This window comes from Nonomuraea rubra (genome assembly GCF_014207985.1).
In the GTDB taxonomy this organism is placed as follows: Bacteria; Actinomycetota; Actinomycetes; order Streptosporangiales; family Streptosporangiaceae; genus Nonomuraea; species Nonomuraea rubra.
The window spans coordinates 8,687,235-8,707,829 of the sequence record NZ_JACHMI010000001.1 but is presented as its reverse complement, the minus strand read 5'-3'; the positions used below and the strand labels follow the sequence as shown (position 1 = coordinate 8,707,829).

The 20,595-nt window shown below is 71.9% G+C and carries 24 protein-coding genes; 10 read left to right on the top strand and 14 right to left on the bottom strand.

The window, feature by feature from the left end; genetic code table 11:
• Positions 1 to 41: 41 nt before the first annotated feature.
• Positions 42 to 2,141 carry an ISAzo13 family transposase gene (locus HD593_RS39670; protein ID WP_185101737.1) on the top strand — a complete coding sequence of 700 codons (2,100 nt, stop codon included), beginning with the start codon at positions 42 to 44 and terminating at the stop codon, positions 2,139 to 2,141.
• On the opposite strand, the gene HD593_RS39665 is transcribed toward HD593_RS39670, so the two are convergent.
• On the bottom strand, positions 2,063 to 2,344 hold the full coding sequence (locus tag HD593_RS39665) for a hypothetical protein (protein ID WP_185107261.1): 282 nt from the start codon (positions 2,342 to 2,344) through the stop codon (positions 2,063 to 2,065). The two genes, HD593_RS39670 and HD593_RS39665, sit on opposite strands and share 79 nt — an antisense overlap.
• Positions 2,345 to 2,428: 84 nt before the next feature.
• Complete coding sequence (locus HD593_RS39660; protein WP_185107259.1) at positions 2,429 to 3,361, bottom strand: LysR family transcriptional regulator; 933 nt, start codon at positions 3,359 to 3,361, stop codon at positions 2,429 to 2,431.
• A 96-nt stretch (positions 3,362 to 3,457) separates the two neighbouring features.
• Between HD593_RS39660 and HD593_RS39655 the strand changes: the two genes are divergently transcribed.
• A complete protein-coding gene (locus HD593_RS39655) occupies positions 3,458 to 3,685 on the top strand; it encodes a DUF6158 family protein (protein WP_185107257.1) in 228 nt (75 codons plus the stop codon).
• On the top strand, positions 3,682 to 3,924 hold the full coding sequence (locus HD593_RS39650) for a hypothetical protein (protein ID WP_185107255.1): 243 nt from the start codon (positions 3,682 to 3,684) through the stop codon (positions 3,922 to 3,924). Before HD593_RS39655 ends, HD593_RS39650 begins: the two co-directional genes overlap by 4 nt.
• A gap of 99 nt (positions 3,925 to 4,023) precedes the next feature.
• Here HD593_RS39650 and HD593_RS39645 read toward each other — a convergent pair whose 3' ends face one another.
• From HD593_RS39645 to HD593_RS39630, 4 genes are all read right to left on the bottom strand, one after another.
• Positions 4,024 to 4,692: a hypothetical protein gene (locus HD593_RS39645; RefSeq protein WP_185107253.1), complete on the bottom strand. Its 669-nt coding sequence runs from the start codon at positions 4,690 to 4,692 to the stop codon at positions 4,024 to 4,026.
• Positions 4,689 to 5,789: a vWA domain-containing protein gene (locus tag HD593_RS39640; protein WP_221525207.1), complete on the bottom strand. Its 1,101-nt coding sequence runs from the start codon at positions 5,787 to 5,789 to the stop codon at positions 4,689 to 4,691. Before HD593_RS39640 ends, HD593_RS39645 begins: the two co-directional genes overlap by 4 nt.
• The gene (locus HD593_RS39635) at positions 5,786 to 6,886 is read right to left on the bottom strand and encodes an AAA family ATPase (protein ID WP_312904042.1); all 1,101 of its coding nucleotides are present in this window, start codon (positions 6,884 to 6,886) and stop codon (positions 5,786 to 5,788) included. The genes HD593_RS39640 and HD593_RS39635 overlap by 4 nt, the downstream gene beginning before the upstream one ends.
• A gap of 74 nt (positions 6,887 to 6,960) precedes the next feature.
• Complete coding sequence (locus HD593_RS39630; RefSeq protein WP_246546949.1) at positions 6,961 to 7,914, bottom strand: NADP-dependent oxidoreductase; 954 nt, start codon at positions 7,912 to 7,914, stop codon at positions 6,961 to 6,963.
• 57 nt (positions 7,915 to 7,971) lie between these two features.
• On the opposite strand from HD593_RS39630, the gene HD593_RS39625 reads away from it, so the two are divergent.
• Positions 7,972 to 8,382, top strand: coding sequence for a winged helix-turn-helix transcriptional regulator (locus tag HD593_RS39625; RefSeq protein ID WP_185107251.1), 411 nt, complete (start codon positions 7,972 to 7,974; stop codon positions 8,380 to 8,382).
• On the opposite strand, the gene HD593_RS39620 is transcribed toward HD593_RS39625, so the two are convergent.
• Both HD593_RS39620 and HD593_RS39615 read right to left on the bottom strand, forming a co-directional pair.
• The gene (locus tag HD593_RS39620) at positions 8,369 to 8,530 is read right to left on the bottom strand and encodes a hypothetical protein (RefSeq protein WP_185107249.1); all 162 of its coding nucleotides are present in this window, start codon (positions 8,528 to 8,530) and stop codon (positions 8,369 to 8,371) included. The two genes, HD593_RS39625 and HD593_RS39620, sit on opposite strands and share 14 nt — an antisense overlap.
• Positions 8,527 to 10,164 (bottom strand): sodium:solute symporter family protein, encoded by a 1,638-nt coding sequence (locus HD593_RS39615; RefSeq protein ID WP_185107247.1) that lies wholly within the window; start codon positions 10,162 to 10,164, stop codon positions 8,527 to 8,529. Before HD593_RS39615 ends, HD593_RS39620 begins: the two co-directional genes overlap by 4 nt.
• A 50-nt stretch (positions 10,165 to 10,214) precedes the next feature.
• On the opposite strand from HD593_RS39615, the gene HD593_RS39610 reads away from it, so the two are divergent.
• On the top strand, positions 10,215 to 10,994 hold the full coding sequence (locus tag HD593_RS39610) for a putative hydro-lyase (RefSeq protein ID WP_312904040.1): 780 nt from the start codon (positions 10,215 to 10,217) through the stop codon (positions 10,992 to 10,994).
• On the opposite strand, the gene HD593_RS39605 is transcribed toward HD593_RS39610, so the two are convergent.
• Positions 10,957 to 13,176 (bottom strand): excinuclease ABC subunit UvrA, encoded by a 2,220-nt coding sequence (locus HD593_RS39605; RefSeq protein WP_185107245.1) that lies wholly within the window; start codon positions 13,174 to 13,176, stop codon positions 10,957 to 10,959. The two genes, HD593_RS39610 and HD593_RS39605, sit on opposite strands and share 38 nt — an antisense overlap.
• A gap of 53 nt (positions 13,177 to 13,229) precedes the next feature.
• Here HD593_RS39605 and HD593_RS39600 point away from each other — a divergent pair, with 53 nt between their 5' ends.
• Complete coding sequence (locus HD593_RS39600; RefSeq protein WP_185107243.1) at positions 13,230 to 13,841, top strand: TetR/AcrR family transcriptional regulator; 612 nt, start codon at positions 13,230 to 13,232, stop codon at positions 13,839 to 13,841.
• Here HD593_RS39600 and HD593_RS39595 read toward each other — a convergent pair.
• Positions 13,783 to 14,379 (bottom strand): P-loop nucleotide/nucleoside kinase family protein, encoded by a 597-nt coding sequence (locus tag HD593_RS39595; RefSeq protein ID WP_312904038.1) that lies wholly within the window; start codon positions 14,377 to 14,379, stop codon positions 13,783 to 13,785. The genes HD593_RS39600 and HD593_RS39595 overlap by 59 nt on opposite strands.
• An 88-nt stretch (positions 14,380 to 14,467) precedes the next feature.
• Between HD593_RS39595 and secY the strand changes: the two genes are divergently transcribed.
• A complete protein-coding gene (secY, locus tag HD593_RS39590; RefSeq protein WP_185107239.1) occupies positions 14,468 to 15,757 on the top strand; it encodes a preprotein translocase subunit SecY in 1,290 nt (429 codons plus the stop codon).
• Between the two features lie 5 nt (positions 15,758 to 15,762).
• Here the strand turns inward: secY and HD593_RS39585 are convergent, their stop codons facing one another.
• Positions 15,763 to 16,416: a response regulator gene (locus HD593_RS39585; RefSeq protein ID WP_185107237.1), complete on the bottom strand. Its 654-nt coding sequence runs from the start codon at positions 16,414 to 16,416 to the stop codon at positions 15,763 to 15,765.
• Between HD593_RS39585 and HD593_RS62335 the strand changes: the two genes are divergently transcribed.
• The gene (locus tag HD593_RS62335) at positions 16,400 to 16,558 is read left to right on the top strand and encodes a hypothetical protein (protein WP_185107235.1); all 159 of its coding nucleotides are present in this window, start codon (positions 16,400 to 16,402) and stop codon (positions 16,556 to 16,558) included. The two genes, HD593_RS39585 and HD593_RS62335, sit on opposite strands and share 17 nt — an antisense overlap.
• On the opposite strand, the gene HD593_RS39575 is transcribed toward HD593_RS62335, so the two are convergent.
• From HD593_RS39575 to HD593_RS39565, 3 genes are read right to left on the bottom strand one after another with little or no spacing between them, the layout of a single operon-like run.
• Positions 16,548 to 17,606: a sensor histidine kinase gene (locus tag HD593_RS39575; protein ID WP_185107233.1), complete on the bottom strand. Its 1,059-nt coding sequence runs from the start codon at positions 17,604 to 17,606 to the stop codon at positions 16,548 to 16,550. The two genes, HD593_RS62335 and HD593_RS39575, sit on opposite strands and share 11 nt — an antisense overlap.
• Positions 17,607 to 17,650: 44 nt before the next feature.
• Positions 17,651 to 18,034 carry a PPOX class F420-dependent oxidoreductase gene (locus tag HD593_RS39570; protein WP_185107231.1) on the bottom strand — a complete coding sequence of 128 codons (384 nt, stop codon included), beginning with the start codon at positions 18,032 to 18,034 and terminating at the stop codon, positions 17,651 to 17,653.
• A gap of 46 nt (positions 18,035 to 18,080) precedes the next feature.
• Positions 18,081 to 19,001, bottom strand: coding sequence for a phosphotriesterase family protein (locus tag HD593_RS39565; RefSeq protein ID WP_312904037.1), 921 nt, complete (start codon positions 18,999 to 19,001; stop codon positions 18,081 to 18,083).
• 140 nt (positions 19,002 to 19,141) lie between these two features.
• On the opposite strand from HD593_RS39565, the gene HD593_RS39560 reads away from it, so the two are divergent.
• Positions 19,142 to 19,597, top strand: a complete 456-nt coding sequence (locus HD593_RS39560; protein ID WP_185107229.1) for a TIGR02611 family protein — start codon at positions 19,142 to 19,144, stop codon at positions 19,595 to 19,597.
• A gap of 60 nt (positions 19,598 to 19,657) precedes the next feature.
• Entirely contained in the window at positions 19,658 to 20,590 is a 933-nt protein-coding gene (locus tag HD593_RS39555) for a TolB-like translocation protein (RefSeq protein ID WP_185107227.1), read from the top strand.
• Positions 20,591 to 20,595 lie beyond the last annotated feature (5 nt).

The following is a 20,595-nucleotide window of genomic DNA, read 5'->3' as shown; positions in this document are numbered from 1 at the left end:
AATAAGGCGTTGCTTTTCGATCTTGAACTCGTTGGCCTGGTATGGGCATACCGGACGAAGTCCGCGATCAGCTTTCCTTGCGGTTCAGGGTGCTGTTTCCGCATTTGAACGAGCGGCAGCGGCGTCTGGTGATGGGCCAGGAGGCTCGGCTGCTCGGACATGGTGGGGTGCGGGCGGTGGCGGCAGTGGCCAGAGTGTCCGAAACGACGGTCCGTGCCGGCGTGTTCGAGCTGGAGGCCGGTGAGGATCCGCTGCCGGATGGCCGTGTCCGTCGTCGTGGTGGCGGTCGCAAGACGGCTGAAGCTCAGGACCCGGATCTGGTGCTGGCACTGCTGGCGCTGGTGGAGCCGGATGAGCGCGGGGATCCGGCCTCGCCGCTGCGCTGGACTACCAGGTCGCTGCGTGATCTGGCCCAGGAACTGACCCGGCAGGGCCGTCCGGTCTCGGCTCCGACGGTGGGCCGGCTGTTGAAGGACCAAGGCTTCAGTTTGCAGGCCAATGCCAAGACGCTGGAAGGCAAGCAGCATCCGGACCGGGACGCGCAATTTCGTTACATCAACGAGCAGGTCAAGGCTCATCAGGCGGACGGTGAGCCGGTGATCAGCGTGGACACGAAGAAGAAGGAGTATCTGGGCGATCTGCCGAACCCCGGCCGACAATGGAGGCCCAAGGGCGACCCGGTCCGGGTTGAGGACCACAGCTTCTTCTTCACCGGTCCGCACGTGCCGCACGCGATCCCGTACGGAATCTACGACATGGCCCGCAACACGGGCTGGGTGAACGTCGGGATCGACCACGACACCTCGGCGTTCGCGGTGGAATCGATCCGGCGCTGGTGGCGCGGCCGCGGCAGCCTGGACTACCCGAACGCGAACCGGCTGCTCATCACGGCGGACTGCGGAGGCTCCAACAGCTATCGCTTCCGGTTATGGAAGGCCGAGCTGGCTGGCTTCGCCGCCGAGACCGGGCTGACGGTGACCGTCTGCCACTTCCCGCCGAGCACCAGCAAGTGGAACAAGATAGAGCACCGGCTGTTCTCGCACATCACCATGAACTGGCGCGGCAGGCCGCTGACCAGCCACGAGGTCGTGGTCAACAGCATCGCCGCGACCCGCACCCACACCGGGCTGACCGTCACGGCCGAACTGGACACCAACGCCTACCCGCTGGGCGTGTCGGTGTCGGCCGAGCGGATGAGCATGCTGCCCATCGTCCCGCATACCGAGCGCGGCGCCTGGAACTACACAATCAGCCCGGCAGACGGCCACCCGCCCCTGTCCCCATGCGATGACCAGGCGCGCATCCGGTCCGAAAGCCTGCATGCTCTGGCCGATCCCCGGCTGACTGGGATGAGCCGCCAGGAGCTGAACGAGCTGGCCGCATGCCTGGCTCCGGGTCAGGCGGCCCTGGCCGAGCAGCGCAACTTCGAAATCCGTGGTGGCCCACGCCGGCAGGCCAAGGCTAACCACGGACGCCCCCTGCTCACCGACGCCGACAAGACCCTGATCGCCATTGTCTATCTCCGCCAGATCTGCTCCCAGCGCGTCCTGTCGGAGATGCTCGAGATCAGCCAGCCGCCGATCGGTCAGGCGATCACCGAGACCGGCAAGCTCCTGGCCGCCCGCAAACTCACGATCAAGCCCACCGTGCTGCGCTTCACCAGCGCCGGTGCGCTGCGCGACTTCCTGGACAGCAACACCGTCCCGGCACGGCCGAACCGGCTGGCGCTGCTCGCCGATCCGGCACTGACCGGGATGAGCCGCCCGGAACTGGCCGCGCTGACCGAGCGCCTGTCGCTGCGGCAGGCCGCCGAGGCCGAGCAGCGCAAGCATCGCCAGCGCGGCGGTGACCGGCAGGCCAGCGCTCGTGGAGGCATCTTCCAGGAGAAGATCACCGACGCCGAGCGCGTCCTGGCGGTCATCCTTGGCATGCGCAAGGTCTGCACCTGGCAAGTCGTGGCCGAGCTGTTTCAGGTGAGCCGGCGAACCATCGGAAACGCGCAGATCTGGGTCCGCCCGCTGCTGGAGGAGACCGACTACACCGTCACCCGAGCCGCAACCCGCTACTCCAGCGCCGACGCGCTCCTGAACGCCCTCACACCACACGACGACAACCCAGCAGTCACAGAATCGACACCTTGATTTTTTACGGCTCCGCCAGGTGCGGCAGCGTTGCCGCGGGCCTCGTTGGCCAGGCGGTTGATCGCCTGGTCCTTCGTGATGCCGAGGTCGCGCTGCAGGGCGTCGACCACGCCGGAAGGCGGTTTCGCGGTGGCGACGGCCGGGGTCGTCGTCACGAGTAACGCGCCGATCGCGATCGCGATCAGCGCCGGGGTCCGGAGCATGGATGTCTCCTCGCTGCTGGGGGTGCCGTCACGGTAACGGCGGTGCCAGGCATCGAGGAGTACTACTTTGCCCCTATCACCGTGTTATGGAGCGGTGCCGTAACCCGGGTTTCGTACCAGCCAGTCGTAGTAGACCTGGCTCCGGCGTACGGCGTCCATGTGGGCCTGTTTCGCCTGCCCGACGACCCAGGCGGCCTCGGGCGCGGTGGGGTGGCGGCCGAGGAGCTGCCGCCAGCGCAGGGGCGCGCGGGCCAGCGGCACCATGATCAGTCCCTGGGCGGCCTGGTGGGTGGCCTGGCAGAGCACGACGGCGCGGCCGACCTGCGCGAGGTGGGTGCAGGTGGGCACGTCGGTCTCGTAGATCGTGCCCGGCGTGAACCCGGCGCGCGCGCACGCCATCGCGAAGCAGTCCGCGAAGCAGCCGTCGCCGGGCGTCACCGCCCACTGCTCGCCGGCCAGGTCGGCCAGCTCGACCTCCTTCTCCTTGGCGACGGGATGGTCCTCTCCGACCAGGCAGAAGACGGGATCGAGGCTGATCGTCTCCCAGACGAGCGTGCCGGTGGGGGTGCCGGAGTCGCCGCAGGCTCCGGTCAGTACGTAGTCGAGGCGGCCGAGCTCGACCATGCTGATCAGCTCGTGCGTCGACCAGGACGTGTACGTGCTGACCTTCCGCTCCGCGGCGAGCCGGTCGACCAGGCCGCCGAGTATCGGCCCGTTCGTGGCGCCGATGCGGAAGCCGGGGGAGGGGGCGTGAGCGAAACGTACGGCCTCGTCCTGCAGTTCTTTGGCTGCGGGGAGGAGGACGCGTGCTCTGTCGAGCACGAGTTCGCCGAGGCGGGTGGGCCTGGCGCCGTGGCGGTCACGCTCGAAGAGGGCGCCGCCGAGCACCCTCTCGATGCGCTTGAGCTGTGCGGTCAGGGCCGGTTGTGCCAGCCCGAGCAGGGACGCGGCCTTGCTCACACTTCCCGCGTCCGCGACCGCGCGGACGATCCTGAGGTGCCTGAGCTCGAGGTCCATAACGGGAAGGTAAGGCGGCGATCTCTTACAAACAATGCCTCTATGTCAGGAATTGTGACAGATATTGTTCGGGGGTTCCTGGGGTAGGGGGAGCGCATGACGACGATGGGAATCGATCCGGCCCAGCTCAGCGACGATGACCTGGTACGAGAGCTGCGCCAGCTGCACCTGACCCGGAGCGATACTTTTTTCCACGGGTCCGACGACGCGCTTGAGCACCACACCTCCCGCACGAACGAGCTGGAGGCCGAATACCTTCGCCGCAACCCCGACCGCGAGGTCGACCCGCTGCGGCTGAGGGAGGGAGCGAGGCAGCGGTCATGACGGAAGGTCACGATGTCCAGGCCCTGTCGGACCGGGACATCCACGTGTACGAGACCGTCGCCTCCCAGGCCGTCGAGTGGGCCGGTGGCGGTGCCGGGCTCGGCGGCATCGTGCGGGCGTCGGGGCTGACGGAGGAGGAGGTGCGCGAGAGCCTGGCGAAGCTGGTCGAGCACGGGTACGTGGTGCCGTCCGGCGACGGGTACGGGCTCGGGCCGCACACGTTCGAGGTCGAGTACTGAACGACTCGGGTCGAGGGCGCGTGACAGGTACGGGTACGGGCCCGGGTCGCACGCGTTCGAGGTCGAGTACCGAACGTCTCAGGTCGAGTACTGAACGTCTCAGGTCGAGAGGGCGCGCAGGACGGCCGCCTGCTCCGCCGTGACGCCCGACGCGCGCTGGCCGGCCGCCTCCTCGGGCGTGAGCCCGGCCGCGCACCAGGCCGCCACCTCCTCCAGCGGTACGGCGCCCCACCATGAGGCCATGACCTCCACCGCGGGGAGCCCGGCCCTGGCCGCCTCGGCCGCCGTGAAGCCGAGGGCCCTGAACACCCGCGCGTCCCCCTGGTCCACCCGCCGCCTGGCCCATTCCTCGGCCTCGGCCCCGTCCCAGCCGGCGTCGGCGTACGCGCGGGCCACGTCGGCGGGCACCTCCGCCCGCAGCAGCCGGCGCAGCGTGTCCACGACCTCGGGGGCGGGTGTGACGGGCTCGGGTGCGGCGAGGCGGGCGAGCCAGGGCACCCGGCGCGGGCGCTCGCCCGCCAGGTGCCTGCGGGCGGCGTCGTGCGGGGCGACGCCCAGCTCGTGCCAGCGCACCGCGTCCTGGGGCGTCATGCCGGCCCGCTGCCAGGTGACGACCGTGGCCGGGGTGGTGGCGGCGGTGCTCCAGAGGCGGGCGTCGGCGGGGACGGTCACGCCCGCCTCCCGCCACGCCGCCGCCTCCTCGGGGCCGAAACCGGCCCCTCTCCATCGGCGTACCTCACCCTGCGTGAAGCCCTCCCACCCCGTCATCGTGGCACCCGGACCGTGCTCGCCCAGGCCGGGGCCGGGTGGCGGGTGCCGAACAGGCAGGTCACGACGTACGGGCGGGGGCGCCGCTCCGGCCACGGGGTGTCACCGTCGGTGAGCACGACGAGCACGTCGGCCCGCGGCGAGGCCGCCTCGAAGCCCGGCCGCAGGTCCGTGCCGCCGCCGCCCACCAGCTCCACCCGGGCCGCCTCCCGTACCCGCTGGGCCGGGTGCGCCTCGGTGTCGCAGCAGATCACGTCGAGCCACCGGTGCCCGGTGGCGCGCAGCACCCCGTCCAGCTCGGCCAGGGCCCGTTCGAGCGCGGTACGGGAGACGCTGCCCGAGGTGTCGACCAGGACGGCGACACGAGGGAGCGGGCGTACCAGGGCGGGCAGCACGAACGGCGGCGCGGCGGTGGCGCGCCTGGACGGGCGGCGGTAGCTGTAGTCCACCCGGCCCGACGCCTGGGCCAGGCCCCTGCGGACCAGCCGGGCGAGCACGGCCCGCCAGTCCACCTCGGGACGGAGCGTCGTCTCGGCCCAGCGCCGCCAGCCGCCGGGAGCCGTGCCCCTGGCGTCGATCTCGGCGGCCACCGCCCTGGCCAGGAGCTCGCGTTCCAGCGCCGTCATCGCCTCGGGGCCGGTGAACGGGGGCTCGGCGCACGGGGCCAGGTGGGCAGGCGGGTCGATGAGGTCGAGCAGCTCGGCGTACCGCTCGGCGAGCAGGCCGTCAGGGAGGCCGAGGGTCTCGGGGGAGATCGTGCCGGCGGGGGCGTCCGGCAGGTCGTCGTTGACCTCGGCGTCGGCGGCGCGGGCCCAGCGCAGGGCCTCCTCCCGGTACGGCCGGGCGCGGGCGTGGTGGTCCCGCAGGAGGTGTCCCACGTGGTGGAGCAGCCACCAGCCGAGCTCGGGCACGGGGGTGGCGGCGGTCGTGACGGGATCGAGGTGCAGGTTCCAGTGCTCGTCGGCGGCGGGGCGCGGCGGGGCGCTCCCGTGGGGGAGCGGGGTGAGGGCGAACAGGGCCGAGGCGAGGTACGGCGCCCGCGCGGCCGCCCACAGCCGGGCGCTGGCGAAGCGGTCGAGGGCCGGCTGGTCGCTCACGGCATCAGCCCGGCGGATCGCAGGATCGGGGCCAGCTCCAGCACGGTCCGCGGCAGGACGGCGCCGTGCGGGCGGCGGGCGGCCAGGGAGCGGGCCGCGGTGGCCGCCACGTCCGGGGTGCGCCGGGCCACCCGGCCGATCACCGACCACGCCCGCTGCCACGCGTCGGCGCTCCCGTCGGCGGCCACGTGCGCCACCACCGAGCCGAGCACGGCGTGCACCCGGTCCACCCGGTCGGGCAGCGGCGCGTCGGGGTCGGCGAGCAGGGTCGCGGGATCGGGCAGGTCCAGGTCCCGCAGCCAGGACAGCAGCTCGAACCCGGCGGCCTCCCCGACGGCCCCGGTCACCAGCTCGGCCCGAACCCGCGGCGTCCCGCCGGTGCCGACACCGGTGCCGACACCGACGCCGCCACCGGTGCCGGCGTCGTCGCCGGTGCAGGCCAGGGCCGTGGCCGCCAGCTCCCACGTACGCGGGCTCGGCCACGCCCGCGCGGGCCCGTCGGGCACCGCCAGCACCAGCTCGGGCCGTACCCGCAGGAACGCCCCCACCAGCGCCCTGGCCCGCCCCACCGCCGCGGCCCCGGCCTCGACGGGAGCGGCGGCAGGCGCGGAGAAGCCGACGGTGAACCCCTCCGCCACCGACTCGGCGCTCACCGTCCAGTCCAGGTGGATGAGCCGGTTGGCGAGCGGCGCCGACAGGTCCCACCCGTCGGCGGCCTGCTCGGGCGGGTTCGCGGCGGCCACGATCCGTACGGACGGGGGCAGCGCCAGATCCCCGACCGCCCGCTCCAGCACCACCCGCAACATCGCGGCCTGCACGGCGGGCGGCGCCGTGGTGAGCTCGTCGAGGAACAGGATCCCCCTGCCCGCCGCCGCGAGCCGCGAGGCCCACCGCGGCGGCGCGAACCAGGTCTCCCCGTCGCGCAGCACCGGCAGCCCCGCGAAGTCGCTCGGCTCCCTGATCGAGCCGACCACGACCTCGACCGGCAGCCCGAGCCGCTCCCCGAGCGCCAGCACGGCCGAGGTCTTGCCGGTCCCGGGAGACCCCCACAGCAGCACCGGCAGGTTCGCCGCCACCGCGACGGACAACGCGTCCACGAAATCACATCCCCATTCACGTCAACTTTGGTTGACCTCGCACAAGTCAACGTAGGTTGACGCGGGGCAGGATGTCAAATCTCCAGCACCAGCTTGCCGACGAAGTCGCCGCTCTCCATCAGCGCGTGCGCCTTGGCGGCCTCGGCCAGCGGGAAGACCCGGTCCACGTGCACGTTCAGCGAGCCCTCCGCCGCCAGCTCGGCCACCGAGGCCAGTGCCGCGTGGTCCGGCTCCACGATGAGCAGCCCGTGCCGCACCCCCGCCTCCGTGTACGCCTCGACGTCCCCGGGCGTCAGCCCGGCGACCGCGATGAGCGCGCCGCCCGGCCGGATCAGGGGGAGCGACCTGGCCGGATAGTCCCCGCCCACGATGTCCACCACGAGATCGACATCGGACACGGCCGAGGCGAAGTCCGTGCCGGTGTAGTCGATCACCTCGTCGGCCCCCAGCCCCCGCACGAAGGCGTGCTTGGAGCCGCGCGCCGTGCCGATCACGTACGCCCCGCGCAGCTTGGCGAGCTGCACCGCCAGGTGGCCGACCCCGCCCGCGGCGGCGTGGACGAGCACCCGCTGCCCCGGCGAGACGCCGGCGACGTCCGTGAACGCCTGCCACACCGTCAGCGCCGGCATGGGCAGCGCCGCCGCCTGCACGTGCGAGATCCCGGCGGGCTTGAGCGCGAACTGCCGCGGCCTGGCCACCACGTACTCCGCGTAGGCCCCGGCGTAGAGCGGGAAGTTCAGCATGCCGAACACCTCGTCCCCGGGCTTGAACCGGCCGACGTACTCGCCGACCTCCTCGACGACGCCCGACACGTCCCAGCCGGGGGTCAGCGGCGGCTCGGTGTAGTCCGGCGGGTAGGGGACGCGCCGCAGCTTCCAGTCCGGCGGGTTGACGCCGGCGGCCCTGACCCGTACGAGCACCTCGTGCGCCTGCGGCTCGGGCTGGGCGACGTCGGCGAGTTCCAGCACCTCGGGCTCGCCGAAAGAGCGATAGACGATCGCACGCATGTTCTCTGTCACGGAGAACATGCTGGTCGCGCCGGTACCCCTTGTGAAGAAGGCACCTGATTGATATCCAGGTACCTGATGGATACCACGTTTCCCGACCTCCGCCGCTACGGCGGCGCCGAGGCGTTCCTGCGGGTCTGCAAGCCCAACACCGTGCTCGGCATCTTCACCACCAAGTGGACGGGCCTCGTCATGGGCGCCCTGCTCGACGGCCCGCGCCGGTTCAACGAGCTGCGCAGGATCCTCGACGGCCTCACCCAGAAGATGTTGTCGCAGACGCTGCGCAGCCTGGAGCGCGACGGCCTGGTCAGCCGCACCGTCTACCCGACGATCCCGCCCAGGGTCGACTACGAGCTGACCGAGCTGGGGCGCAGCGCGATCGGCGTGCTGCAGGCCATCGGCGAGTGGGCGGGCGAGCACGCCGACGAGGTGATCGCCGCCAGGAACGCCTACGACGAGCGGGCCAGGGAGCCGGTCAGACCCGTTTGATCCGCGACCACACCACGAACGCGCCGCCGAACACGGCCATGGCCAGCCCCGTCCACAGGTTGACCGCGCTGCCCACCACCCCGGCGACGATGAGGATCACGCCGTACAGCAGGAACAGCCCGCCGATCACCAGTCTGATGTCACTCACAGGATCACCCCGTACGCCAAGGCCGCCAGGACGAGCGCGCCCGTGCCGAGCAGGACGGGCGAGCGGTACCACCGCGCGTCCCCGGCCAGCGCGTCGTCCTCCAGGTTCACGTCGCTGAGCCCGTACACGAGCCCGCGCAGCTCCTCCTCCGGCTTCTCCGTGGTGACCAGCGTGACCACCACGGACACCGCGATGTCCACGACGAACGCCAGCCCCGCGCCCCAGAAGCTGGCGTTCAGCTCGGTGCCGAAGTCCACCAGCCCCGCCTTGTACGACACGTACGAAGCGAAGGCCGCCACCGTCCCCGCGAGCAGCCCCCAGAAGCCGGCCCACGGCGTCATCCGCCGCCAGAACAACCCGAGGATGAACGTCGCGAACAGCGGCGCGTTGAAGAAGGAGAAGAGCGTCTGCAGGTAGTTCATGATGTTGGAGTAACCGGCCGCGATGAACGCCGTGCCCACGCCCAGCGCCACCCCGGCCACGGTCGCCACCCGCCCGACCAGGAGATAGTGCCGGTCCTCGCGGCCCGGCCGCAGGTGCGCCTGCCAGATGTCGTTGGTGAAGACCGTGTTGAACCCGCTGATGTTGGCCGCCATCCCCGCCATGAACGAGGCCAGCAGCCCGGTGACCGCGACCCCCAGCACGCCGTTCGGCAGCAGGTCGCGCATCAGCAGCGGGATCGCGTTGTTGTAGTCCTGCCCCTGGCCCCACCCGCTGAACAGCACCAGCGCGATCAGCCCCGGCAGCACGGTCACCAGCGGGATGAAGATCTTCGGGTACGCCGCGATGATCGGCGTCAGCCGGGCCGCGTTCGTGTTCCTGGCCGACAGAGCGCGCTGGACCTCGGCGAAGTTCGTGGTCCAGTAGCCGAACGACAGCACGAAGCCGAGCCCGAACACGATCCCGATCCAGTGCGCCTGCATCGGGTTGTCACCGGCCGTGCCGGCCCAGGTGTGCAGGCCCGCGTCGCCGAGCGGGCTCTGCCGTACCTTCTCGAACAGGCCCGAGATCCCGCCCACCTTGATCAGCCCGAGCACGGTGAGGGGGATCAGCCCGGCCAGGATCACGAAGAACTGCAGCACCTCGTTGTAGATCGCCGAGGAGAGCCCGCCGAGCGTGATGTAGGCCAGCACGATCACCGCCGACACCACCACCGAGACCGTCAGCGGCCAGCCCAGCAGCGCCTCGATGACCAGGGCCAGCGCGTACAGGTTGACCCCGGCGATGAGCACCTGCGCGACCGCGAACGTGATCGCGTTCAGCAGCTGCGTGGCGGGGTTGAAGCGCCGGCGCAGGAACTCCGGCACGCTGCGCACCTTCGACCGGTAGTAGAACGGCATCATCACCAGGCCGAGGAACACCATCGCGGGGACGGCGCCGATCCAGTAGTAGTGCAGCGTCATGGCGCCGTACTGGACACCCTGGGCCGCCATGCCGAGGATCTCGATCGCGCCGAGGTTGGCCGAGACGAACGCCAGCCCCGTGATCCAGGCCGGCAGCCCGCGCCCGGCCAGGAAGAAGTCGAGGCTGGAGCTGATCCGGCGGCGGGCGGCGAACCCGATGGCGAGCACGGTGACGAAGTAGATCGCGATGAGGACGTAGTCGAGGAGGTTCACGTCGAGACGCACGGGCATCCGTGCTACCCGTAGTGGACCTGCGTATGCGGCGCTTCTACAGTCAAGGCGTGGACGTCGCCGATCTGAGCCCCGCGCAGGCGCGGGAGCGCTTCCGTGCCGGCGCGCGGATCCCCACCGCGGGCTGGTGCCGGGGCTGGACGCAGGCCAACCTCATCGCCGTGCCCAAGCGGCTGCGGTACGACCTGCTGCTGTTCGCCCACCGCAACCCCCAGGCGTGCCCGGTGCTCGACGTCGGGGAGCCCGGAGCGTGGTCCACCGAGCTGTTCGGCGGTGACCTGCGTACGGACCTGCCCGGCTACCGGCTCTACCGCGACGGCGAGGCGGTCGCCGACCTCGGCGAGGTGGTGAGCGAGTGGCGCGAGGACCTGGTGCCGTTCCTGATCGGCTGCAGCTTCACCTTCGAGCGGGCGCTGCTGGCCGCCGGGGTGCCGGTGCGGCACCTGGAGAGCGGGACGAACGTGCCGATGTACGTCACGAGCGTGCCCTGCCGGTCGACCGGCACCCTGTCGGGGCCGCTGGTGGTGTCGATGCGGCCGGTCCCCGGCGAGCTGGTACGCACGGCCGTCGAGGTGAGCGGCCGCTACCCGATGGTGCACGGCGCGCCCGTGCACGTCGGCGACCCGGCGGCGATCGGGATCGGCGACCTCGCCCGGCCCGACTACGGCGATCCGGTGGAGGTGCGGGCCGGGGAGGTGCCGCTGTTCTGGGCCTGCGGGATGACGCCGCAGGCGGCGATGCTGGCCAGCGGCGTCGACTACGCGATCGGCCACCTGCCCGGGCACATGGCGATCATGGACGTCCGTGACGACGACTATCTAGTGACATAACGAGATATTTCGCCGTATGGGTGGACGCGCTGGTCAGCTCGGCCGGGGTGCCCTCGAACACCACCCTGCCCCCGTGCTGCCCGGCCTCCGGGCCCAGGTCGATCACCCAGTCGGCGCGCTTGACCACGTCGAGGTCGTGCTCGATGACGATCACCGTGTTGCCCTCGTCCACCAGCCGGTCGAGCAGCGCCAGCAGCGTGTCCACGTCCGCCATGTGCAGGCCGGTCGTCGGCTCGTCGAACACGTACACCCGGCCCCGCTCGCGCAGCCGGTGCGCCAGCTTCAGCCGCTGCCGCTCGCCGCCCGACAGCGTGCTCAGCGGCTGCCCCAGCGTCAGGTAGCCCAGCCCCAGCTCGCCCAGCCGGGCCACGCCGGGCAGGTCGAACACCGCCGCCGCCTCGCCGGCCGTCATCGCCAGCACGTCCGCGATCGTCCGCCCCGCCACCGTGTACGACAGCGCCTCCTCGCTGTACCTGCTGCCCCCGCACGCGTCGCACACCCGCGTCACCGGGTCCATGAACGCCAGGTCCGTCTTGATCTCGCCGCGCCCCCTGCACGCCGGGCACGCCCCGGCCGAGTTGAAGCTGAACATCCCGGGCGCCACCCCGTGCGCCTCGGCGAACAGCCTGCGCAGCGGGTCCATCGCGTTGAGGTACGTGGCGGGGGTGGAGCGCGGTGAGGCGGCGATGGCCGACTGGTCGATCAGGATCGTCTCCGGGTGCTGCGCCACCAGCTCCTGCCGCATCAGGGTGCTCTTGCCCGACCCGGCCACCCCGGTGACGGCCGTCAGCACGCCGAGCGGCACGCGTACGGTGACGTCCTTGAGGTTGTGGGCGTTCGCGCCGGACACCGTCAGCCGGCCGGACGGCTCGCGCACGCGCTCCTTGAGGCCGGTCACCCGGCGCAGCATGCGGCCGGTCAGCGTGCCACCGGCGCGCAGCCCGGCCACCGTGCCCTCGAACACCACCTGCCCGCCCTCCGCGCCCGCGCCCGGCCCCAGGTCCACGACGTGGTCGGCCAGCTCGATCAGGTCCCGGCTGTGCTCGACGACCAGCACCGTGTTGCCCTTGTCGCGCAGCTCCACCAGCAGGTCGCCCAGCCGGTGCACGTCACGCGGGTGCAGGCCCACGCTGGGCTCGTCGAAGATGTAGGTCATGCCGGTCAGGCTGCTGCCCAGGTTGCGCACCGTCTTGAGGCGCTGGGCCTCGCCGCCCGACAGCGTCGGCGTCTCGCGGTCGAGGCTGAGGTAGCCGAGGCCGATGGCGTCGATCCTGCGCAGCGACTCCACGGCGGCCTCGGCCACCGGATCGTCAAGGCGTCCGAGCACCTCGATCAGGTCGGTGACCTCCATCGCGCAGTAGCCGGCGAGGTTGTGGCCGCCGATCCTGGAGGCCAGGGCGGCCTCGTTGAGCCGGGCGCCGCCGCAGGCCGCGCAGGTGCGCTCGCGCACGTACGGGCGGGCCTCCTCGTCCACGTGCTCGCGTGCCCGCTGGAGGTAGAGCCGGTTGAAGCGGACCACCACGCCCTCGTAGGTGTTCAGGTACCTGCCCCGCCTGACCTTGAACCCGCTCCCGCGCAGCAGCAGCTCCCGCTCCTGCTCCGTGAACTCGCCCAGCGGCTTGTCCGGGTCGAACAACCTCGACTCGGCGTAGATCTGCCACGGCGCCGTGCCCACCGGGTGCAGCGCCAGCGCGCCCTGGTTGAGCGACAGGGCCGGGTCGATCAGCTTGTCCAGATCGACCTCGACCGTGCGCCCGAGGCCGTCGCAACCGGGGCACATGCCCTGCGGGTCGTTGAAGCTGTAGGCGGAGGCCGGGCCCGCCGACGGCTCGCCGCGCCGCGAGAACAGCACCCTCAGCAGCGCGTGCACCTCGGTCATCGTGCCCACGGTCGAGCGGGCGCCGCCGCCGACCGGCTTCTGGTCGACGACGACCGCCGCCGTCAGGTGCGACATGCGCTCGGCCCTGGGCCGCTCGTGCTTGGGCAGCCGGTTCCTGACGAACGCGCTGAACGTCTCGTTGAGCTGCCGCTGCGACTCCACCGCGATGGTGCCGAACACGATCGACGACTTGCCGGAGCCCGACACGCCCGTGAACACCGTCAGCCGCTCCTTGGGCAGGCGCAGCGAGGCGTTCTTGAGGTTGTTCTGCCTGAGCCCGATCAGCTCGATGTCATGCGGCACGCGGATCCACCCCCTGTAGCTTTTGCTAACACCATTAGCCTAAGCTATCTGGCATGGCTGACATTCCCGACCGCAGAGCCCGCCGCAGGGCCGAGACGCAGGCCGAGATCCTCGGCATCGCGCTCGGCGTCATGGCGGAGGAGGGGGTGGCAGGGCTGAGCCTGGCGACCGTGGCCAGGCGGCTGGGAGTGCGGCCGCCCTCGCTCTACAAGTACTTCCCGTCGCGGCACGCGGTCTACGACGCGCTGTTCAAGCTGGGGCAGGAGGGCTACCTCGCCGCCGTGCGCGGGCCCGGCGAGCCGGGGCTGCGCGGGATGGGGGCCTCGCTGGAGGCCGGCGCCCGATGGATCATGGACAACCAGGTGCTGGCGCAGCTCCTGTTCTGGCGGCCGGTGCCCGGATTCACCCCTTCACCGGAGTCGTACGCGCCCGCCCTGGCCATCCACGAGCACTTCGCCACGCTGATCGGGCAGGCCGTCGCGCGCGGCGAGCTGCATCCGGACGCGGCGAGCGAGGAGGGCCTCGCCCTGGCCGCCAGCCTCATCGCCGGCCCGATCTCCCAGCAGCTCGCCAACGAGCCGGACGCCACCTACGAGGAGGGCCGCTTCACCCGGCTCGTTCCCCGGCTTCCCGCCGTGTTCGCGGCGGTATACCCGCCGCCGTGAGCTGCGCCCCGATCTCCGGCGCGCCCCGCCGGTTGTCGATCTCTAGATGCGGTACGGCCGGCGGCTCGTCCACCCGGATGTCGCGCAGGTAGTTCTCGAACGCCGCCAGCTTGCCCGCGTCCCTGCCGAGCCCCCTGGCCGTCAGCCGCTCGCGCAGGGTCGGCCCGTCGGAGCGCACCCACAGCAGCCGCACCGGCGGCCCGCCCAGCTCCGCCACCCACTCCGCCCACCTGGCCGCGTCGTGCACCTGCGTGGTGAACGGCCCGTCGAGCATCACGGGGCAGCCGTGCCCGCGAACCTGCCTGGCGATCCTGGTCAGCCCGCCGTACTCGTGCCGCTTGATGTGCTCGTCGTACCAGGGGCCCTCGCGCTCGCCGCCGGGGCGGCCGTGGGCGCGCAGCACCTCCGCCGCGAAGCCGCCGTACACGGTGTCCTTGTCGAGCAGCGCGGGCACGGGGGACAGGCGGGCGAGCAGCTCGGCCGCCACCGTGGACTTGCCCGCCCCCGGCGGCCCGCTGATCACCCAGAGCGTGCTCACGCAGATCACCGTATACGCGGATCTGCGTACGCGGGTGCCTCGCCTCGGCGGACGACCGCGCGGCGCGCGGTGAGCAGACTCGTTGCCCATGCTGACCGTCTTGACCAGAGTCTTCCGGGCGCCCGACCTGCGGGGCAAGGTGCTGTTCACGCTCGGGATCATCGTGCTGTTCCGGCTCGGGCAGCTCCTGCCCGCCCCGGGCGTGGACATCGTGGTGGTGCGCCAGTGCCTCGGGTCCGCCAGCGGCGGCCTGTTCGACATGGTGCAGATGCTCAGCGGGGGCGCCATGCTGCAGCTCTCGGTGTTCGCGCTGGGCGTGATGCCGTACATCACGGCCAGCATCATCATGCAGCTGCTCGCCGTGGTGATCCCCAGGCTGGACGCGCTCAGGAAGGAGGGCCAGAACGGCCAGGCCAGGATCACCCAGTACACCCGGTACGCCACCGTCGGCCTCGCCGTGCTGAACGCCGGCACGGTCGTCGCCCTGGCCCGCACCGGCCAGCTCCTGCCCGGCTGCCCCCGCCCGCTGCTGCGCGACGACGGGCTGCTCACCGAGACGGTGATCGTGCTGACCATGGTGGCGGGGGCCTGCGCGGTCATGTGGCTGGGCGAGCTGATCACCGAGCGCGGGGTCGGGAACGGGATGTCCCTGCTGATCTTCACCCAGGTCGTGGCCGTGTTCCCGGCGTACCTGTCGAGGATCTTCGTGATCAGCCCGGTGAGCTTCGTGGTGATGATCGCGGCGGGGCTGTTCCTGGTGGCCGCCGTGGTGTTCGTGGAGCAGGCGCAGCGTCGGGTGCCCGTGTCGTACGCCAAGCAGCTCATCGGCAAGCGCATGTACGGAGGGCGCAACACCTACATCCCCATGAAGGTGAACCAGGCGGGCATCGTGCCGGTCATCTTCACCTCGTCCCTGCTGTACCTGCCGACGCTGGTCACCCCTCTGCTGGGGCCGGAGGCGCGGGCGTGGGTGGAGCTCAACCTCACCTCCGGGACGCATCCGCTCTACATGACGGCGTACGTGCTGCTCATCGCCGGGTTCGCGTACTTCTACGTGTCCATCACCTTCAACCCCGAGGAGGTGGCGGACGGCATCCGCAAGTACGGCGGGTTCGTTCCGGGGATCCGGCCGGGGCGGCCGACGGCGCAGTACCTGGCGTACGTGCTCAGCCGGCTGACCGCGCCCGGGGCCCTGTACCTGGCGGTGCTGGCGCTGCTGCCGCTGGTGGCGTTCGCGATCCTGCGGGATCCGGGGACGCAGCAGAACTTCCCGTTCGGCGGGACCAGCATCCTGATCATGGTGGGAGTCGGGCTGGACACCGTGAAGCAGGTCGAGGCCCAGCTCCAGCAGCGCAACTACGAAGGGTTCCTGAAGTAGCGGGCTCAGGCGGGCAGTGCGAGGCCGGCGCGCATGGCGAACACCACGAGCTGCGCCCGGTCCCTGGCGTGCAGCTTGACCATGGCGCGGCTGACGTGGGTGCGTACGGTGTCGCGGCTGATCGTCAGCTCCCTGGCGATCTCCTCGTTCGACCGGCCGGTCGCCACCCACGCCACGAGCTCCCGCTCCCTGGGCGTGAGCGTGTCGATGCCCTCGACCGGGCGGGCGTCGCCGTGCCTGCCGAACAGGCCGATGACCTTCCTGGTGATGGCGGGCGACAGCAGCGCCTCGCCGGCGGCCACCACGCGGACGGCGTTGACCAGCTCGTCCGGGGCGCTGTCCTTGAGCAGGAAGCCGCTGGCGCCGGCCTGGAGGGCGGTGAAGACGTACTCGTCCATGGCGAACGTCGTCACCACGACGATGCGGGTGCCGCGCAGGCCGGGGTCGCCGGCGATGGCGCGCAGGGTGGCCAGGCCGTCCAGGCCGGGCATGCGGATGTCGAGGAGCAGGACGTGGGGGCGGGTGCGGCGGATCAGCGTCAGCGCCGCCTGCCCGTCGCCGGCCTCGCCGACGCACTCCATGCCGGGCTCCCGCTCCAGCAGCGCTCGCAGCCCCATCCGCACGACGGCCTGGTCGTCGGCGATGGCGACCCTGATCACACCCTCCGGCCCAGCAGCGCCTTCCGCGCTGGCCGGGCTAGCCGCCCTGGCCGAGGTTTCCGCGCTGGCCGGGCCGTCTGTGCTGGCCGGGCCGTCTGTGCTGGCCGGGCCGTCTGTGCTGGTCGTGCCGGTCATGTCGTGACCTGTGGGAAGCGTGCCTCCACGCGGAAGCCGCCGCCCTCGCGTGGCCCGGCCGTGAGGTGGCCGCCCGCCTCGGTCACCCTGGCGCGCATCCCGGCCAGCCCGCGCCCCTCGCCCGCGCCCGCCGGGCCGATGCCCCGGTCGGCGACCTCCACGACGAACTCGTGCGGGTCTCCGGACGCGCGCACCAGCGCTCTGGTGGGGCCGGCGTGCCGCAGCACGTTGGTGAGCGACTCCCGCACCACCCGGTAGACGGGGCTATGGAGGTGGGCGGGCACGGTGAGGACCGGAGGCTCGACGTCCACGGGCAGGCCCGCCGCCCGTACGCCGTCGATCAGCGCGGCCAGCTCGCCGGCCGGCGGGTCGATCCCGTCGAGCGCGGCGCGCAGGTGGGCGAGCGCCGTCGTGCTGGTCTCCTTGATCGCGCGCAGCGAGGCCCGCGCCTGCTCGGGATCGTCGTCGAGGGTGACGAGCGCGAGCCCGGCCTGCATCGCGATGGCGGCCAGCCCATGACCGGCCGCGTCATGCACCTCCCCGGCGATCCTGGCCCGCTCCCGCGCCAGCACCGCATCAGCACCCGCGCCGCCCAGCCCGGCCGCGACCTCCGGCGCACCGACCAACCCGCTACCGCCCAGGCCACCCACGCCGGCGAACGCCGCGCCGGCCTCACAGTCCAGACTGCCCGCGCCGTCCAGGCCGGGTGCGGCGTGGGCGACGGCGGGTGCGGCGGGGCTCGCCTGGCAGGGCCGCACTGTCGCGATGGGCGCGGTGCGGGCCGCGGGGATGCCCCATGCCGCCGTGACGGCAGGCGGGGCACCCTGGGACTGGTCGGCCGCAGGCGCCTGGAGGCGGGGCATCTCGGCCTCGGCGGCGGCAGCGGCGGCCGCCGCGCGGGCCTGGGCGAGGCCGCTGAACGACCAGGGGACGGCCAGCCACCCGGCCCATGCCAGCATGACGACGACCGGCACGTCACCCAGCCGGCTCACGCGCGACAGCGCGGCGAGCGGCCTGCGCAGACGCCCGGTCCTCCGCGTGTCGTCGGTCGCCATCCCCCACCCGCTCAGGCTCGTGTAGCCCCGATCCTAGCGAGCTTTCACACGGTGCGGCTCGACCGAGTCCCGTCCAGCCCCCAGGAGATGATCTTGCTGGGCGCGAGGCGGATGACCTCGCGGGAGAAGAACGGCACAGGCGGCTCGGCGTCCGTCAGCGCCACCGCCGTGCCGCGGATCTCGATCCCCCGCGCCACCCACGGATCGACCGAGGCCAGGTCGTCCACGACGAAGGAGACGGTGCTGCCGCGCTGGATGTTCCTGAACTTCTTGGACGCGCCCAGCGCGTGCCCGCCGATGACGATCGTGCCGTCCTGCACGAAGAAGCCGACGGGGTTGTTCTGTACCTGCCCGTCGGGCGCCACCGTGGCCAGGCGGCCGAGCTGCTGGCCGGAGAGATAGTCGAGTTCCGCTGATGTGAAGATCATGCCGACCAGTCTGCAACCTTGACATTGGTTGAGGTCAAGGCCGGGCTCAGGCCGCCAGCCCCTCGGTCAGCCAGCGCAGCGGGTTGTCGTGGGTGATGAGGCGCATGACGTCCTCGCCCGTGCCCGCCTCGCGCAGGCGCGGCAGCAGCGCGTGGAACAGGTGCGCGTAACCGGGCCCGTCGTACCGGCGTACCTGCGCCACCCGGCTCAGCCCCGTGCTGAGCAGCAGGCGCTCGGCGTGGCCGTCCTCGATGAGGGCGAGCGCGATCCTGGCCGCCTGCTCGGCGCCCAGGCCCAGCGCGCCCAGGCTGACGTACGCGCCCGACTCGGCGATCTTCCTGGCGGCGCCGAGGTCGGCGCCCGCGTACCCGACGGCGATCCGCGAGCCGGGCAGGTTCTGGCCGAGCAGGATCTCCAGCAGCGCCAGGGCGCTCCTGCCGTGCGTGGCCACGGGCAGGCGCGAGCGCAGGGAGGCGCGGGCGGCGGCGATCAGGCAGCGCTCCTCGCGCGCGGTGGGCTCCGCGCCCCAGCAGCCGACCTCGCCGATCACGCCGGGGAACACGCCCGTCCCGTCCACGCCGCTGACGATCTCGTCCATCAGGCGGGCGGTGAGCGCGTCCACGTCGTCGTCGCCGACGTTCGTGAACGGCTCGGCGTACAGGCCGGTCGAGGCGATCACCGGCACCCGGCTGCCCGCCGCGACGCGGGCCAGGGCGGCGGCGTCGCGGCCCATGCCCATGCAGGTCAGATCGACCACCAGCCCGAGCTGCTCGGACTGGCGCAGCTCGCGCAGCTCCGCGGTGACCGTCGTCTCCTCGTCGAGCCAGCGGTGCGGGTCGGAGTCGATGCCGACCGCCCAGCGCATGTCGGTACGCAGGTGTTCGTGGGGGAGGACGGTGCCGTCGATGGCGGCCACGCGTACAGGGCCGGTGACGGTACGGAGCAGGACCTCGGGCATAACAGACATTAACCGATGTTTGCTGGACAAAAGCTGATCAGGCGGGAAATTTTACCGTCTATGGGGTTTGGTGGATTGCTAGTCGTCTGCAAGTGGGCACGGGGGGCCGGGCCGTATCCTGGGTGGCACACTGACTGCCGGGGGGACTTGTGCCGATTTCGAACTCCGACGCGGGCGCAGCCGACGTGATCAAGAACGACGCCGCCGACCGTTCCAGCATGCCCGAGCGCCGCTCGGGTTTCCGGGGCTGGCTGGACGGCGTGCGCTCCACCCGCGCGGGGGCCCTCACTCTGAAGATCGTGGTCGGCGTGATCGGCGCCCTCATGGTCGCGGGCGGGTTGATCATGGTGCCGTTCCCCGGGCCGGGCTGGCTCGTGGTGTTCGCGGGCCTGGCGGTGCTGGCCACGGAGTTCCACTGGGCGCACAAGGTGCTGGAGTTCGGCAAGCAGACGTTGCACGCCTGGACCGAGTGGTACAAGCGGCAGGGCTGGACCGTGCGCATCATCGTGCTCGTCGTCACGGTGGCCGCCGCCGCGGTGATCGTCTACTTCGGCCTGCTCACGCTCGGCATCGACGTCATCGAGATCGCCCAGCGCTTCGTCTAGTCCCAGACCCGGTGGTTATCGCCACCGGGAACCGGGCGATCCGCTGTCTATTCTGCGGGCGTGATCGCTCACCTCGTCATCGCGCTGTCCATGACGTTCTCCGCCGCCTCCGTGCCCGCTCGGGCGGACCTGGCGCTGCCCGGCACCGGTGGCGTGAAATATCGCGAAAAGGCGGGCGATCCGGTGCGCCTGGCCGCCTACGGGCTCGGCACCAGGCGTACCTATCTCCGATCGGCCACCGGCAACGCCTTCACCTGGGAGAAGTCGCTGTCCGAGGTGTCCGTCTCGCCGGGCAACCGCTGGACGGCCGGCGTGCCCGCCGCGTACCGGTCCGGCTACGACCACCTCGTCGTCACCGACCGCACCACCGGGCGCAGCTCCAGCATCCGCACCGTCAAGCAGCCGATGACCGCCTCGTACGTCTCCTGGTCGCGCGACGCCAGGCGCGTCGCGCTCACGGTCGAGCGCAAGGTGAGCGGCAAGTGGCGGGTGCTCGGCTTCACGGTCGTGGACGTGGTCTCCAAGACCGCCCGCACCGTGCGGATCTCCGGGCTGAGCGCGGAGGCCGGGTTCTGGTGGAGCCCCGACGGCAACCTCGTCTCCCGGCACGGCGGCGGCCTGCGCGTCCACCGGGCCTCCGACGGGGCGGTCCTGCGCACGTACGCGGGCGCCGGGCTGCCTACGGGGCCCGAGGACTCGTTCTCGCCCTCGGGCAGGCGGCTGGTCACCTGGTGCCCGTCACGCTTCCAGGAGCACCTGTGCCTGGTCGATCCCGCCACCGGCAGGATCGCCAGGCGGGTGGCGGCGCGGCCGGAGGCGGTCTTCGGCTGGTGGGACGAGAGCCACCTCGTCGCCGTCATGGCGCACCGCGGCGCCTACCGCCTGTCGGTGCTCGACCTCGGCGGCAGGGTCACGCGCGTGCTCGCCGGCCTGCCCGCCCGGACGTGGGCCGCCGACCTGTGGCTCTCCTTCACCCGTACGCCGGGGGCCTAGGTCTC

Coding starts and splice junctions, on each gene's coding strand:
- HD593_RS39670 (WP_185101737.1), top strand. CDS start 42: ATGGGCATACCGGACGAAGTCCGCGATCAGCTTTCCTTGCGGTTCAGG.
- HD593_RS39665 (WP_185107261.1), bottom strand. CDS start 2,344: ATGCTCCGGACCCCGGCGCTGATCGCGATCGCGATCGGCGCGTTACTC.
- HD593_RS39660 (WP_185107259.1), bottom strand. CDS start 3,361: ATGGACCTCGAGCTCAGGCACCTCAGGATCGTCCGCGCGGTCGCGGAC.
- HD593_RS39655 (WP_185107257.1), top strand. CDS start 3,458: ATGACGACGATGGGAATCGATCCGGCCCAGCTCAGCGACGATGACCTG.
- HD593_RS39650 (WP_185107255.1), top strand. CDS start 3,682: ATGACGGAAGGTCACGATGTCCAGGCCCTGTCGGACCGGGACATCCAC.
- HD593_RS39645 (WP_185107253.1), bottom strand. CDS start 4,692: ATGACGGGGTGGGAGGGCTTCACGCAGGGTGAGGTACGCCGATGGAGA.
- HD593_RS39630 (WP_246546949.1), bottom strand. CDS start 7,914: ATGTTCTCCGTGACAGAGAACATGCGTGCGATCGTCTATCGCTCTTTC.
- HD593_RS39625 (WP_185107251.1), top strand. CDS start 7,972: ATGGATACCACGTTTCCCGACCTCCGCCGCTACGGCGGCGCCGAGGCG.
- HD593_RS39615 (WP_185107247.1), bottom strand. CDS start 10,164: ATGCCCGTGCGTCTCGACGTGAACCTCCTCGACTACGTCCTCATCGCG.
- HD593_RS39600 (WP_185107243.1), top strand. CDS start 13,230: ATGGCTGACATTCCCGACCGCAGAGCCCGCCGCAGGGCCGAGACGCAG.
- secY (WP_185107239.1), top strand. CDS start 14,468: ATGCTGACCGTCTTGACCAGAGTCTTCCGGGCGCCCGACCTGCGGGGC.
- HD593_RS62335 (WP_185107235.1), top strand. CDS start 16,400: ATGGCGACCCTGATCACACCCTCCGGCCCAGCAGCGCCTTCCGCGCTG.
- HD593_RS39575 (WP_185107233.1), bottom strand. CDS start 17,606: ATGGCGACCGACGACACGCGGAGGACCGGGCGTCTGCGCAGGCCGCTC.
- HD593_RS39570 (WP_185107231.1), bottom strand. CDS start 18,034: ATGATCTTCACATCAGCGGAACTCGACTATCTCTCCGGCCAGCAGCTC.
- HD593_RS39565 (WP_312904037.1), bottom strand. CDS start 19,001: ATGTCTGTTATGCCCGAGGTCCTGCTCCGTACCGTCACCGGCCCTGTA.